This window comes from Streptomyces sp. NBC_00388, assembly GCF_036061255.1.
GTDB lineage: Bacteria > Actinomycetota > Actinomycetes > Streptomycetales > Streptomycetaceae > Streptomyces.
The window spans coordinates 5,387,255-5,402,290 of record NZ_CP107948.1; the positions used below are offsets into that span (position 1 = coordinate 5,387,255).

The 15,036-nt window shown below is 71.1% G+C and carries 7 protein-coding genes; 3 read left to right on the top strand and 4 right to left on the bottom strand.

The window, feature by feature from the left end:
- Positions 1-183 precede the first annotated feature (183 nt).
- Positions 184-2,433 carry a HelD family protein gene (locus OG917_RS24210; RefSeq protein ID WP_328322134.1) on the top strand — a complete coding sequence of 750 codons (2,250 nt, stop codon included), beginning with the start codon at positions 184-186 and terminating at the stop codon, positions 2,431-2,433.
- A 69-nt stretch (positions 2,434-2,502) separates the two neighbouring features.
- Here OG917_RS24210 and glgB read toward each other — a convergent pair whose 3' ends face one another.
- The 4 genes from glgB to OG917_RS24230 all read right to left on the bottom strand — a co-directional run bounded on the left by glgB (position 2,503) and on the right by OG917_RS24230 (position 10,220).
- A complete protein-coding gene (gene glgB, locus OG917_RS24215; protein ID WP_328322136.1) occupies positions 2,503-4,722 on the bottom strand; it encodes a 1,4-alpha-glucan branching enzyme in 2,220 nt (739 codons plus the stop codon).
- Between the two features lie 107 nt (positions 4,723-4,829).
- Complete coding sequence (locus OG917_RS24220) at positions 4,830-6,275, bottom strand: maltokinase N-terminal cap-like domain-containing protein (RefSeq protein WP_328319714.1); 1,446 nt, start codon at positions 6,273-6,275, stop codon at positions 4,830-4,832.
- Positions 6,276-6,492: 217 nt separating this feature from the next.
- Positions 6,493-8,199 carry a maltose alpha-D-glucosyltransferase gene (gene treS, locus OG917_RS24225; protein WP_328319715.1) on the bottom strand — a complete coding sequence of 569 codons (1,707 nt, stop codon included), beginning with the start codon at positions 8,197-8,199 and terminating at the stop codon, positions 6,493-6,495.
- Positions 8,196-10,220 (bottom strand): alpha-1,4-glucan--maltose-1-phosphate maltosyltransferase, encoded by a 2,025-nt coding sequence (locus OG917_RS24230; protein WP_328322138.1) that lies wholly within the window; start codon positions 10,218-10,220, stop codon positions 8,196-8,198. The genes treS and OG917_RS24230 overlap by 4 nt, the downstream gene beginning before the upstream one ends.
- Before the next feature lie 750 nt (positions 10,221-10,970).
- On the opposite strand from OG917_RS24230, the gene glgP reads away from it, so the two are divergent.
- Both glgP and OG917_RS24240 read left to right on the top strand, forming a co-directional pair.
- Positions 10,971-13,598: an alpha-glucan family phosphorylase gene (gene glgP / locus OG917_RS24235; RefSeq protein ID WP_328319716.1), complete on the top strand. Its 2,628-nt coding sequence runs from the start codon at positions 10,971-10,973 to the stop codon at positions 13,596-13,598.
- A gap of 180 nt (positions 13,599-13,778) precedes the next feature.
- Positions 13,779-15,029, top strand: a complete 1,251-nt coding sequence (locus OG917_RS24240) for an alginate lyase family protein (protein WP_443059010.1) — start codon at positions 13,779-13,781, stop codon at positions 15,027-15,029.
- Positions 15,030-15,036 lie beyond the last annotated feature (7 nt).

The following is a 15,036-nucleotide window of genomic DNA, read 5'->3' on the forward strand; positions in this document are numbered from 1 at the left end:
GCGGAGGGGCATTCGACACGGAATCCGGCACAAAAATACCCCGGGCGAATTGACGTCCGGGGTATTGCGACGCGTACAGTGAATACTTCCTGTCTCTGTGCTGCTCTGAGCAGCCCAAAGCTGGGTGAGTAAGCCTTATAACGTCACCGTATCGCGTCAGGAGCTGCATTGTCAACCGAGGAATTGCAGAGCGAGCAGCAATTCGTCTCACGGCTCTACGAGCGGCTCGACGCGCTCCGGGAGCGCGCCGAGGCCGCCGTCCAGCGTTCGTTCGCCCAGGTGGGGAAGGGGCTCCAGGCGCGGGTCGAGCGCGATGTGCTGGTCGCTGAACGGTCCGGGCTGCTCGGCGCGCTGAATTCCGTGGAATCCGGGCTCTGCTTCGGCCGCATTGATTTCACCGACGGATCCCGTTACCACATCGGCCGTATCGGAATCCGCGAAGAGGCCGACGAGAACAACGAACGCGCCCCTCTGGTGATCGACTGGCGGGCGCGGATCGCGCGGCCTTTCTACCTCGCGACCGGGCATTCCCCGATGGGCCTGCGCCGTCGCCGGCACCTCACCACCGAGGGCCGGACCGTCACCGCGCTCCACGACGAGATCCTCGATCTCACCGACACCGAGCGGACCGGCCACGAGGGGTCCGACGCCGACGCGGTGCTCCTCGCGGCCCTGGACTCCGCCCGCACCGGCCGGATGCACGACATCGTGCAGACCATCCAGGCCGAGCAGGACGAGATCATCCGCGCCCCGCACCACGGCGTCCTCGTCGTCGAGGGCGGTCCCGGCACCGGTAAGACCGCGGTCGCGCTGCACCGGGCCGCCTACCTCCTCTACGCCCACCGCGACCAGCTCGCCCGCCGGGCCGTCCTCGTCGTCGGCCCCAACCCGGCCTTCCTCGGCTACATCGGTGAGGTGCTGCCCTCGCTCGGTGAGACAGGCGTGCTGCTCGCCACTCCCGGCGAGCTCTTCCCGGGAGTGACCGCCACCGCCACCGACACCCCGGCGGCCGCCGCCGTCAAGGGGCGCACCGCAATGGCGGAGGCGCTGGCCGGGTTCGTACGGGATCTCCAGCGGACCCCGGAGCCCGGTGAGCCCCTGGTCATCCCGCACGACGACGGTGATCTGCTGCTCGACTGGACCATCGCCGACACCGCCCGTGAGCGGGCCCGTGCGATGCGGCTGCCGCACAACCTCGCCCGCCCGCACTTCGCGTTCCGCGTCATCGACGACCTGACCGCGCAGCTGGCCGACCGGCTCGGTGCCGACCCCTACGGCGGCCCCAATTTCCTGGGCCCCGACGACCTCGCCCAGCTCGGCAAAGCCGTCGCGTCCAGCCCCGAAGTGCACGCGGCCATCGAGGAGTTGTGGCCCACCCTCACTCCGCAGCGGGTGGTCGCCGACTACCTCACCGAGCCGGTGCACCTGCCGGACGCCGACGCCGCGCTGATCCGCCGCGCGAGCGGCGAGTGGACGGTGGCGGACATCCCGCTGCTCGACGAGGCCGCCGAGCTGATCGGCGAGGACGACTCCGCGGTGCGCGCCGCGGCCGAGGCCGCCCGCCAGGAGCAGGTCGCCTTCGCCCAGGGCGTCCTCGATCTGTCGCTGGGCTCCGAGTCCTTCGAGTTCGAGGACGAGGAGTCCGAGCTGCTGGCCGCGCACGACATCATCGACGCCGAGCGGATGGCCGAGCGCCACGAGGAGGCCGACCACCGCAGCGCCGCCGAACGCGCGGCGGGCGACCGTACCTGGGCCTTCGGCCACATCATCGTGGACGAGGCGCAGGAGCTGTCGCCGATGGTGTGGCGGCTGCTGATGCGGCGCTCGCCGACCCGCTCGATGACCCTGGTCGGCGACCCGGCCCAGACCGCGGAGCCGGGCGGGGTGGGCGACTGGGCGACGATGCTCGCCCCCTATGTGGGTGACCGGTACGAGCAGGTGCGGCTCGGCATCAACTACCGCACCCCCGCCGAGATCATGGAGGTCGCCGCCGCGGTCCCGGCCGCCGCCGATCCGTCGTTCCGGCCGCCGCGCTCCATCCGTTCCACCGGGGTGGCGCCCTGGGTGCGGGCCGCCGGCGACCTGCCCCGCGCCGTGGCCGAGGCCGTCGCGTCCGAGCGCGCGCACGAGGGCAGGCTCGCCGTGATCGCCCCCGCCGCGCTCCACCGCGAACTGGCCGCCGTACTCCCGGACGTGGCCGGCGGCGAGCCCGATCTGCACCGGCCGGTCGTCCTGCTCGATCCCAGGCAGGCGAAGGGCCTGGAATTCGACACGGTGATCGTGGTGGAGCCGGGTCTGATCCTCTCCGGCTCGCCGCGCGGTACGAGCGATCTGTACGTGGCGCTGACCCGGGCCACCCAGCGGGCCGGGATCGTGCACACCGGCGACGCGCTCCCGGACTGCCTCAGGGGCGCGGCGGGGAGCCGCCCATGACACCGCGGAGGCGCGGCGCGTGAGATCCACGCCGCCGCACCTCCGCGGGGTCCGCCGGGCCCGGGCGGCTCAGGCCGGCCTGAACCACACCGTCGCCAGCGGCGGAAGCGTCAGCGCGATGCTCGACGGGCGTCCGTGGTACGGCACCGGCTCGGGCTTCAGCGGCTCCGTGTTGCGGAGGTCGCCGCCCCCGTAGAGGCCGGTGTCGGTGTTGAGCACCTCGTGCCATTCCGGAACCGGGTCCGGCACCCCGAGCCGGTAGTCGTGGCGCACCACGGGGGAGAAGTTGGAGACCGACAGGAGCGGCTCGCCGTGCGCGTCGTAGCGCAGGAAGGCGAAGACGTTGTCCTCCGCCGCGTCACCCACCACCCAGGCGAAACCGCCCGGGTCGGTGTCGCGCTGCCACAGGGCGGGAGCCGCCGTGTACACGGCGTTCAGGTCGCGCACCAGGTCCCGCACCCCGCGGTGGTCGTGCGCCGCACCGTACGACGGGTCCAGCAGCCACCAGTCCGGGCCGTGTGCCTCCGACCACTCGGCACCCTGGGCGAACTCCTGCCCCATGAAGAGGAGTTGCTTGCCGGGATGTGCCCACATGAAGCCGAGATAGGCGCGGTGCGTGGCGCGCTGCTGCCACCAGTCACCGGGCATCTTCGAGACCAGGGCCTGCTTCCCGTGCACCACCTCGTCGTGCGAGATGGGCAGGACGTAGTTCTCGCTGAACGCGTACACCATCGAGAACGTCATGTCGTGGTGGTGGTACTTGCGGTGCACCGGCTCCTTCGCCACGTACTCCAGCGAGTCGTGCATCCACCCCATGTTCCACTTCAGCCCGAAGCCGAGGCCGCCGAAGCCGCCCGCGCCGGCCTGGTCGGTCGCCCGGGTGACACCGTCCCAGGCCGTCGACTCCTCGGCGATCGTCACCACACCGGGGTTGCGCCGGTAGACCGTCGCGTTCATCTCCTGCAGGAAGGCGACCGCGTCCGGGTTGTCCCGCCCGCCGTGCTCGTTCGGCGACCACTGGCCCTCCTCGCGGGAGTAGTCGAGGTAGAGCATCGAGGCGACGGCGTCCACCCGGAGCCCGTCGATGTGGAACTCCTCGCACCAGTAAGTGGCATTGGCCACAAGGAAGTTGCGGACCTCGGTGCGTCCGTAGTCGAACTCCAGGGTGCCCCAGTCGGGGTGTTCGGCGCGGGCCGGGTCGGCGTGCTCGTACAGCGGACGCCCGTCGAACTGCGCCAGTGCCCAGTCGTCCTTCGGGAAGTGCGCGGGCACCCAGTCCATCAGGACACCGATGCCCGCCCGGTGCAGCGAGTCCACCAGGTACCGGAAGTCGTCGGGAGTGCCCATGCGCGACGTCGGCGCGTAGAAACCGGTGACCTGGTACCCCCACGAGCCGCCGAAGGGGTGCTCGGACACCGGCATCAGCTCGACATGGGTGAAGCCCAGGTCCTGGACGTACGCGGTCAGCTGGGTGGCCAGCTGCCGGTAGGTGAGGCCGGGGCGCCAGGAGGGCAGGTGCACCTCGTAGACGGAGAACGGCGCCTCGTGCACCGGGCGGTCGGCGCGGTGCGCCATCCACTGCTCGTCCTGCCAGTGGTGGTGCGCCTGGGTCACGACCGAAGCGGTGGCCGGTGGCACCTCGGTGCGCCGCGCCATCGGGTCGGCGCGCAGGGTGTGGCTGCCGTCCGGGCGCATCAGGTCGAACTTGTACAGCGCCCCCTCTCCGACGCCCGGCAGGAAGAGCTCCCACACACCGGACGACCCGAGTGAACGCATCGGGCAGGCCGTGCCGTCCCAGTAGTTGAAGTCCCCGCTGACCCGCACCCCGCGCGCGTTGGGAGCCCACACGGTGAAGCGGGTTCCGGCGACGCCCTGGACCGTCATCGGCCGGGCGCCGAGTGCCGTCCACAGCTCCTCGTGGCGCCCCTCGCCGATCAGGTGCACGTCGAGCTCGCCGAGAGCCGGCAGGAAGCGGTACGGGTCCTGCACTTCGATCTCGGTGTCGTCGTAGGTCACGAGGAGCGTGTACTCGGGAACCGTGCTCAGCGGCAGCAGCCCCGAGAAGAACCCCTCGCCGTCGTCGTGCAGTTCGGCGCGGAGCCCCTTCGCGATCACGGTCACGGCGCGTGCGTACGGCCGCAGCGCCCGGACGGCGATGCCGCCGCCGACCGGATGGGCGCCGAGCAGCGCGTGCGGGTCGTGGTGGCCGCCGCTCAGCAGCCGCCCCCGGTCATCGGCGCCGGGCGTCTCCGCGGGGCGCACCCCACCGGTCGGCTGGGACGGCAGCACGGGGACGTTCTCCCCCGGGGCTGCCGGGACTGCGGGCGCTGTGGGCCCGGCGATCCCTGCGGGCTCGGGTTCGGCGGGCGACGGAGTGCGGGACGGGGGACGGGCGGTCACTGGGGCGGCCTCCTCGGCAGCTTCGGCGCGCGGTACGTAACGGGGGATTCGGGAAGGGACAGCCGCTCGATCGCGGCCATCGGGACGGGCAGCCAGTCGGGGCGGTTCCTGGCCTCGTAGAGGACCTCGTACACCGCCTTGTCGGTCTCGTACGCCCGCAGCAGCTCGGGCTCGGCGCGCGGGTCCGCGCCGGACACCGACGCGTACCCCTCGCAGTACGCGTCGCGGCAGCCGATGGCCCACTCAGGGGCCCAGGGCCGGTGGGTGCGGGCCGCGTAGTCGAAGGAGCGCAGCATCCCCGCGACGTCCCGGACCACCGGCTGCGGGCGGGTGCGCTCGGCGAGCGGACGGGCCGGTTCGCCCTCGAAATCGATGACCGACCACTCGCCGTTCCCGGTCCGCAGGCTCTGGCCCAGATGCAGGTCGCCATGGATACGCTGAGCGGCCCAGGTCCGGCCCGCGTGGCCCAGGTCTGCGACCGCGTCGAAGGCGGTGCGCAGCCCGGCCACGTACGGCGCGAGTGCGGGCACCGCCTGGGCCGTGGCCTCCAGCCGCTCCGTCATCTCCGCGGCCAGATGCTGTATCTGCTGCTTGCGCAGGACCGCGGTGGGCAGCGCGGACGCCAGCGTCCCGTGCACCTCGGCGGTCGCCCGGCCCAGCGCCCGCGCGCCGGCCGTGAAGTCGTGGCCGTCGGTGAGTGCGTGCAGGGCCAGCTGCCAGCCGTCGTCGGACCCCGAGAGATACGGCTGGAGCACGCCCAGTGTGGCGGGTTCGGGTTCTGTCGTCTCGTACCAGGCGACCGGCGCGGGCACCCGCGCGCAGCCCGCCTGGGCCAGCGCGAGCGGCAGCTCCAGATCCGGGTTGGACCCCGGGTGGACCCGGCGGAAGACCTTCAGGATGAACGTATCGCCATAGACCAGCGACGTGTTGGACTGCTCGGCGCCGAGCGGACGTGCGGGCAGTCCGGCCGGGATCTCCGCCCGGGGGTCGCGGTCGAAACGCAGCGCGCCGATCCGGCCGGGCTCGCGCAGCCGCTCCAGGAGCAGTCCGGTCAGCCGCGGGTCGAGCAGCGCGTCGTACAGCACGGACCCGGCCAGCGGCCCGGTGCGGGCCCGGCCGATCAGCGCGCCGGAGAGGCGTGGCGGCAGCGAGGTCCGTACGCCGACCAGCAGCTGGTAGCAGTCGCCGGCCGAGCGGGCCGGGGCGGGGGAGTCCTGCTCGGCGCGGACCAGCAGATGGAGCAGCCCGGGGGCCGCGCCGAGCGGCAGCAGTTCGGTGGCCGAGACCAGGGCGAAGGCGGTGACGGGGCGGCCCTTGCCCGCGAACCAGCGCTGTCTTGGCAGCCACTCGTGCAGCAGGGGGGCGAGGGAGTCCAGGAGGTCGAGGGGGCCGGACGACCCGGCGGAGCGCGCGCTGTTCCGGGTGGATGCAGCCTTGGACATGGCATCGCGTCCTTTCCCGGGCACACCACACGATGCGCAGAGTGTCCCGGATTGCGTGGGGTCGCCTCCCATGCTGAACGCAATGGGGGCGGGAATCCGGCTGTGCGGGACGGTGCGGGTGAGGATGGACCAGATGGACTACGGCTCTGTGGGCCGGGTGCTGGTGAGAAGGGTGCCCGGGGTGAGGCGGCGGAAACCGCCCCGCCCCGGGCCGCCGTCACACGGTGGCGGCGTCCTTGCGCAAGCGGAACCAGTAGAAGCCGTGCCCCGCGAGGGTCAGCAGGTACGGGAGTTCACCGATCGGAGGGAAGCGCACTCCGCCGATCAGCTCCACCGGATGGCGTCCGGTGAAGGCGTTCAGATCGAGCTCGGTCGGCTGCGCGAACCGCGAGAAGTTGTGGACGCACAGGACCAGGTCGTCCTTGTACTCCCGGAGGAAGGCGAGGACGGCCGGGTTGGACGACGGGAGCTCGGTGTACGAACCGAGACCGAAGGCCTGGTTCTGCTTGCGGATCTCGATCATCCTGCGGGTCCAGTGCAGCAGTGAGGCGGGTGAGGCCATCGAGGCCTCGACGTTCGTCACCTGGTAGCCGTAGACCGGGTCCATGATGGTCGGCAGGTAGAGCCGGCCCGGGTCACTGGACGAGAAACCCGCGTTCCGGTCCGGGGTCCACTGCATCGGCGTGCGGACCGCGTCCCGGTCGCCGAGCCAGATGTTGTCGCCCATCCCGATCTCGTCGCCGTAGTAGAGGATCGGCGACCCGGGCAGCGAGAGCAGCAGCGCGGTGAACAGTTCGATCTGGTTGCGGTCGTTGTCCAGCAGGGGCGCTAGCCGCCTGCGGATGCCGATGTTGGCCCGCATCCTCGGATCCTTGGCGTACTCCGAGTACATGTAGTCGCGCTCCTCGTCCGTCACCATTTCGAGCGTCAGCTCGTCGTGGTTGCGGAGGAAGATGCCCCACTGGGCGTTCTTCGGGATGGCCGGGGTCTTGGCCAGGATCTCCGACACGGGGTAGCGGGACTCCCGCCGCACGGCCATGAAGATGCGCGGCATCACCGGGAAGTGGAATGCCATGTGGCACTCGTCGCCGCCCTTTTTGAAGTCGCCGAAATAGTCGACAACGTCTTCGGGCCACTGGTTTGCCTCGGCGAGGAGCACCGTGTCCGGGTAGCTCGCGTCGATCTCGGCGCGCACCCGTTTCATGAACGCATGGGTCTGCGGGAGGTTCTCGCAGTTGGTGCCCTCTACCTGGTAGAGGTACGGGACCGCGTCGAGGCGGAAGCCGTCGATGCCCAGGTCGAGCCAGAAGCGCAGTGCCGAGATGATCTCCTCCTGCACCACCGGGTTCTCGTAGTTGAGATCCGGCTGGTGGGAGAAGAACCGGTGCCAGTAGTACTGCTTGCGCACCGGGTCGAAGGTCCAGTTGGAGGTCTCCGTGTCGACGAAGATGATCCGGGCGTCCGCGAACTGCTTGTCGTCGTCGGCCCAGATGTAGTAGTCGCCGTACGGACCGTCCGGGTCCTTCCGTGACTCCTGGAACCACTCGTGCTGGTCGCTCGTGTGGTTCATCACGAAGTCGATGATCACGCGCATGCCGCGCTGGTGGGTGGCGTCGACGAACTCGACGAAGTCGGCGAGGTCACCGAACTCCGGCAGTACGGACGTGTAGTCCGCGACGTCGTAACCCCCGTCCCTCAAGGGCGACTTGAAGAACGGCGGCAGCCAGAGGCAGTCGACGCCGAGCCACTGGAGGTAGTCCAGTTTGGCGGTGATGCCCTTGAGGTCACCGACGCCGTCTCCGTTGCTGTCCTGGAACGACCTGACCAGGACCTCGTAGAAGACGGCGCGTTTGAACCAGTCGGGGTCACGGTCCTTGGTGGGAGTGTCCTCGAATTTGTCGTGGACGGGCTCATTGACAATCATGATGTGGGTGACCCTCCGATCGGCGGGGACGGTCGCAGCACCAGGATGTGCGCGGGCGTGCTGCCCGGCTCCAGACGCACATAGTTGGCCCTGCCCCAGTGGTAGGTCTCGCCGGTGAGCTCGTCGCGCACCGGGACGGACTCGTGCCATTCCAGGCCGAGATCCGGCATGTCCAACGAGACCGTGGCCTCCTGGGTGTGGTGCGGGTCAAGGTTGACGACAATCAGAACCGTGTTCGATCCGGCGGGGGCTCCGTCCGGCGCGGGGGCCGCGCGGGAGACCGACTTCGAGTACGCGATCACCGCGTCGTTGTCGGTGTGGTGGAAGTGCACCGAACGCAGCTGCCGCAGGGCCGGATGCCGGCGCCGCAACTCGTTCAGCGTGGTGATGAGCGGGGCGATGGTCCGCCCCTCCCGCTCGGCGGCCTCCCAGTCGCGCGGCCGCAACTGGTACTTCTCCGAGTCCAGGTAGTCCTCGCTGCCCGCCCGCGCCGTGGTGTTCTCGCACAGCTCGTACCCGGCGTACACCCCCCAGGACGGCGCCATCGTCGCCGCGAGCACCGCACGCACCTCGAAGGCCGGCCGGCCGCCGTGCTGCAGGTACCCGTGCAGGATGTCCGGGGTGTTCACGAAGAAGTTGGGCCGCATCACCGCCGCGGAATCCCCGGCCAGCTCGGTGACGTAGTCGGTCAGCTCCTGCTTCCCGGTCCGCCAGGTGAAGTACGTGTACGACTGCTGGAACCCGACAGCGCCGAGGGTGTGCATCATCGCGGGCCGGGTGAACGCCTCGGCCAGGAAGACCACGTCCGGGTCGCGTCCGTTGACCTTCGCGATGACCCGTTCCCAGAAGACCACCGGCTTGGTGTGCGGGTTGTCCACGCGGAAGATCCGTACGCCGTGCTCCATCCAGAAGCGCAGGATGCGGACCGTCTCGGTGACCAGGCCTGCCATGTCCCGGTCGAAGGCGATCGGGTAGATGTCCTGGTACTTCTTCGGGGGGTTCTCCGCGTACGCGATCGACCCGTCGGCCCTGTGGTGGAACCACTCGGGGTGCTGGGTCACCCACGGGTGGTCGGGCGAGCACTGGAGCGCGAAGTCCAGCGCGACCTCCAGGCCCAGCTCACGGGCGCGCCCGGTGAAGTCGTCGAAGTCCTCCAGGGTGCCGAGATCCGGGTGGACGGCGTCGTGGCCGCCGGCCGGTGAGCCGATGGCCCACGGGACCCCCACGTCGTCGGGCCCGGCGGTCAGCGCGTTGTTGGGGCCCTTGCGGTGAGTGGTGCCGATGGGGTGGATCGGCGGCAGATAGACCACGTCGAACCCCATGGCCGCCACTGCCGAAAGACGCTTCGCCGCTGTCCTGAAGGTGCCGCTGACGTGCGGCTTTCCCTCCTCGACGACGGCACCCTCGGAGCGCGGGAACAGCTCGTACCAGGATCCGTAGAGCGCCCGCTCGCGCTCGACGAGCAGCGGCAGCGGCTCCGAGGCGCTGACCAGTTCACGCAAGGGGTAGCGGGCCAGGGCCGCCGCCGCTTCCGGGGCGAGCGCGGCAGCGAGGCGGTCGCCGGCGGGGGCGCCCGTGTCGCCCAGCGCCCGCGCCACCGCGAGGACCGCCCGGCGCCCCTTGCTCTTCGGCACCCCGGCGGCGGCGCGCGTATACAGTCCGGCGCCCTCGGCGAGCACCAGCTCCGTGTCGATGCCCGCCGGGACCTTGATCCGGGCGGTGTGCAGCCAGGTCGTGACGGGATCGCTCCACGCCTCCACCGTGTACGTCCACCGGCCCTCGCGGTCCGGGGTGACATCGGCGCCCCAGCGGTCGGTGCCCGGGGCCAGCTCCCGCATCGGCGCCCAGGCCGCCTTCCTGCCGCGCGGGCCGCGCAGGACGACATTCGCGGCGACGGCGTCATGGCCCTCGCGGAAGACGGTCGCGGTGACCTGGAAGGTCTCCCCGCTCACCGCTTTGGCGGGCCGGTGCCCGCCGCCGACGCGCGGTCGCACATCGAGCACCGGGATACGGCCGATCAGCCGTCCGGTGGGTTGCCGTTTCGGTCGTTTCGGGGACTTCGGCCGCTGCGGGGACGTCGGAAGAGTCCTCCCGGCCGGCTTGTCCGGTGATGGCTTGCGGGCTGCGGGCATGACCGCTCCTGTCCGCGTTCACTCAGTCGTGGTGAGGGGTGGGGGTGCGCTCAAGTGGGTACCGGAGGAGCCTTCCCCCACTCCTCCGGTGGGCAATCCGGCTCCTGAGTTAAGTACTCGTGCGTAATGTGCAAGGCAAGGACCAGGTGGGCCGCGCGTCGCGGAGGGGCCGTGGCCGGCCGCGCGGGGGGTCGCGGATTCACACCATTGGCAGAGTCCGCCGTACCCGCACGTGTCCGGCACGGCCGGCCCGAGTGCGCCGCGCACGGCGCGCACGGCGCACGGCACGGAAGGGCCGCGCACCGGGTACGGCGGTGGCGGGCGGTGACTCACCGGGTGCACCGCTCCCGGCAGCTGACGGTCCGTTCCATCGGGGCACCCTCCCTTCCGCTCCAGGTGTCACAGAGCAGCCTCACCCGTGGTGCGAAGTGCCACAAGCCCACGCGAGGGGGGAGAACCGGCCATACCACCCGCCGGAATCCGCGGGGGCGCGTCCGGTGCCGGGGGCGCACCGGCGCGCGCCGCCGCAGCCCTGCGCCGTGGTTGCGGAGCACGCGGACGGTTACCTTCGGGGTGAAGTGCGGACGTACACCGCTGTGCGTCCCCTGGATGCGCATCTCCCCTGCGAAGGTGGAACACGTGAAGGCCATTCGTCGATTCACCGTCCGCCCCGTCCTCCCCGAGCCGCTGCGTCCCCTGGGTGAGCTCGCCCGCAACCTCCGCTGGTCCTGGCACGCCGGGACCAAGGACCTGTTCAGAGCCGTCGACCCCGGCGGTCTCCCGGCAGCAGGCGGCGACCCCGTCCGGCTGCTCGGGTCGGTGTCCGCCGCGCGCCTCGCCGAGCTGGCCGCCGACCCCGGGTTCCTGCGCGACCTGGCCGCTGCCGCCGAGGACCTCGGCACCTATCTGCGAGGACCGCGCTGGTACCAGGAGCAGCCCGCCGGGCTGCCCGCCGCCATCGGTTACTTCTCACCCGAGTTCGGTGTGACCGCCGCGCTCCCGCAGTACTCCGGCGGCCTCGGCATCCTCGCCGGGGACCATCTCAAGGCGGCCAGCGACCTCGGCGTACCGCTCATCGGGGTCGGTCTGCTCTACCGGCACGGATACTTCCGGCAGTCGCTGTCCCGCGAGGGCTGGCAGCAGGAGCACTACCCGGTGCTCGACCCCGACGAGCTGCCGGTGGCGCTGGTACGCGAGGCGGACGGCTCGCCCAGCCGGGTCACCCTCGCGCTGCCCGGTGGCCGCTCGCTGCACGCGCACATCTGGCAGGCGCAGGTCGGGCGGGTCCCGCTGCTCATGCTCGACTCCGACGTCGAGGAGAACGAGCCGGGCGAGCGCGGTGTCACCGACCGGCTCTACGGCGGCGGCAGCGAACACCGGCTCCTCCAGGAGATGCTCCTCGGGATCGGCGGGGTGCGGGCGCTGCGCTCGTACTGCCGGATCACCGGCCACCCGGACCCCGAGGTGTTCCACACGAACGAGGGCCACGCGGGCTTCCTCGGCCTGGAGCGCATCCGTGAACTCGGAGGCGCGGGGCTCGACTTCGACGCGGCCCTGGAATCCGTGCGCGCCGGGACCGTGTTCACCACTCACACCCCCGTCCCTGCGGGGATCGACCGTTTCGACCGTGACCTGGTCGCGCGTCACTTCGGCGACGACGGGGAGCTGCCGGGCGTCGACGCCGGACGCGTGCTGCAGCTGGGTACGGAGAGCTACCCCGGCGGTGAGCCCCGGCTCTTCAACATGGCCGTGATGGGCCTGCGGCTCGCCCAGCGCGCCAACGGGGTCTCCACCCTCCACGGGGCCGTCAGCCGGGAGATGTTCGCCGGACTGTGGCCGGGATTCGACCCCGACGAGGTGCCGATCACCTCGATCACCAACGGGGTACACGCCCCGACGTGGGTGGCGCCCGAGATCACCCGCACCGCCGTCGGCCGGATCGGCGCCGGGCGCGCCGACCACGCGCTGTCGGTGGGCGGCTCCGACCGCTGGGACGCGGTCGCGGACATCCCCGACGCCGAGATCTGGGAGCTGCGCCGGACCCTGCGCGAACAGCTCGTCGGTGAGGTGCGGACCCGGCTGCGCGCGTCCTGGCGCGGGCGCGGTGCGTCCGGTGCCGAACTGGGCTGGATCGACGGGGTGCTCGACCCCGGGGTACTCACCATCGGCTTCGCCCGGCGCGTCCCCTCGTACAAGCGGCTCACGCTGATGCTCCGAGACCGTGACCGGCTGACGGAGCTGCTGCTCCACCCGACCAGGCCCATCCAGATCGTCGTCGCGGGCAAGGCGCATCCGGCGGACGACGGGGGGAAGCGGCTGGTGCAGGAGCTGGTGCGGTTCGCCGACGACCCGCGGGTGCGCCACCGCATCGTCTTCCTGCCCGACTACGGCATGGCGATGGCCGAGCGGCTCTACCCGGGCTGCGATGTCTGGCTGAACAACCCGCTGCGCCCGCTGGAGGCGTGCGGTACGTCCGGGATGAAGGCCGCGCTCAACGGGTGTCTCAACCTGTCCGTGCTGGACGGCTGGTGGGACGAGTGGTTCGAGCCGGACTTCGGCTGGGCCATTCCCACGGCTGACGGCTCCGGGATGGACGAGGACCGGCGCGACGAGCTGGAGTCGGCGGCGCTCTACTCGCTGATCGAGGACCGGGTCGCGCCGCGCTTCTACGACCGTACGGCCGATGGACTGCCCGAACGCTGGGTCGGGATGGTCCGCTCCACGCTGGCCAACCTGGGGCCGAAGGTGCTGGCGGGGCGGATGGTGCGCGAGTACGTCGAGCGGCTGTACGCGCCCGCCGCCCTCGCCCACCGCTCCCTCGGGCCGGAGGCCGCCGGGGAGCTGGCCGGCTGGAAGGCACGGGTGCGGGCCGCCTGGCCGGAGGTCCATGTCGACCACGTCGAGTCCGTCGCGGTGACAGCGGCCGACGGCACCGCCGCGCTGGGGTCCACTCTCTCCCTGCGGGTCCAGGTCGCGCTCGGCGCGCTGCGGCCGGACGACGTAGAGGTGCAGGCGGTGTCGGGCCGGGTCGACGCCCAGGACCGGATCGCGGACGCGCGGACCGTCGCCCTGAAACCGGCGGGCGGCCCCGACCTGGAGGGACGGCTGCTGTACGAGGGCCCGCTCGCCCTGGACCGCACGGGCCCGTACGGCTACACGGTCCGGATCCTGCCCGCCCACCACCTGCTGGCGTCCGGTGCCGAGCTGGGACTCGTGGCGGCGCCGACCGGGGCGACGGGGGAGGGCGCGGGCGTTCTCCTGAGGTGACGGGAGGCCAGGAACGGCCCGGCGTCTCCCCGGCGCCGGGCCCTTTCGTGTTCTGAACCCAACTCTTGACGTGCTCATGGAATGCCTTTAGGTTCCACACGCACCACGGAGTTCATCAGCGCGAGCGCGATTCATGTCCATGAACTCCGGGAGGATTTCCTACCGGAAGGCACCCCCCATATGCGCACCGGAACCACCTCACCCCACTCCGGCCGCCCCGCACGCCGCGGCAGAGTCCGGTCAGCCGGCATCGTCGCCGCGCTGGCCGGAATCCTCGGCCTGGCCCTGATGCCCCAGGCCGTGGCCGCCAGGCCCGCCGCACCGGCCGCCGCACCAGAGGCGGCCCCCGCGGCCTTCACCCACCCCGGTGTCCTCGTCAGCCGCCCGCAGCTCGACTTCGTACGCGGCAAGGTCCAGGCGGGCACCGAACCCTGGAAGAGCGCGAACGCGCAGATGATGGCGAGCAAGTACGCCTCGCTCTCGCGCACCCCCGCACCACGCGCCAACGTCGAGTGCGGCTCCTACTCCAACCCCGACAACGGTTGTACGGACGAGCGCGAGGACGCGATCGCCGCGTACACCGACGCGCTCGCCTGGTACATCACCCGGGACGACCGGTACGCCAAGAAGTCCATCGAGCTGATGGACGCCTGGTCCGCCGTGATCAAGGAACACACCAACAGCAACGCCCCCCTCCAGACCGGCTGGGCGGGATCGGTCTGGCCGCGCGCCGCCGAGATCATCAAGTACACCTACACCGGCTGGCCCAACTCCGGCCGGTTCGCGACGATGCTGCGCACCGTCTATCTCCCGGAGGTCATCAACGGCTCCCAGTCCAACGGCAACTGGGAGCTGTCGATGACGGAGGCGGCGATCGGCATCTCCGTCTTCCTGGAGGACCGCACCTCCTACGACAAGGCGGTCGCGACGTTCCGCGGCCGGGTCCCCGCGTACATCTACCTCAGCTCCGACGGCGCTCTGCCGAAGGTCGCACCGGGGAGCGGACTCAGCGGACGCGACGCGATCGTCAAGTACTGGCAGGGTCAGTCCACTTTCATGGACGGGCTCACCCAGGAGACCTGCCGCGACCTGACCCACACCGGTTACGGCATCTCGGCGATCTCGCACATCGCCGAGACCAGCCGCATCCAGGGCCAGGACCTCTACCCGGAGATCCAGGAGCGGCTGCGCCAGGCGCTGGGGCTGCAGTCGAAGTACATGATGGGGGCCGCGGTGCCCTCCAGCCTGTGCGGCGGCTCACTCAAGGACAGCCTCGGCCCGGTCACCGAGGTCGGCTACAACGCCCTGCACAACAGGCTCGGGATCGCCATGACCAACACCCAGGCCCTGACCGAGAAGCAGCGCCCCGCAGGCACGGACAACCTGTTCGTCGCCTGGGAGACGCTGACCCACGGGGACAACCCGGCCTGACCGGGAG

Bases quoted from the DNA above. Each gene is read 5' to 3' on its own strand.
- OG917_RS24220 (WP_328319714.1), bottom strand. From the start codon at position 6,275: ATGTCCAAGGCTGCATCCACCCGGAACAGCGCGCGCTCCGCCGGGTCG.
- treS (WP_328319715.1), bottom strand. From the start codon at position 8,199: ATGATTGTCAATGAGCCCGTCCACGACAAATTCGAGGACACTCCCACC.
- OG917_RS24240 (WP_443059010.1), top strand. From the start codon at position 13,779: ATGCGCACCGGAACCACCTCACCCCACTCCGGCCGCCCCGCACGCCGC.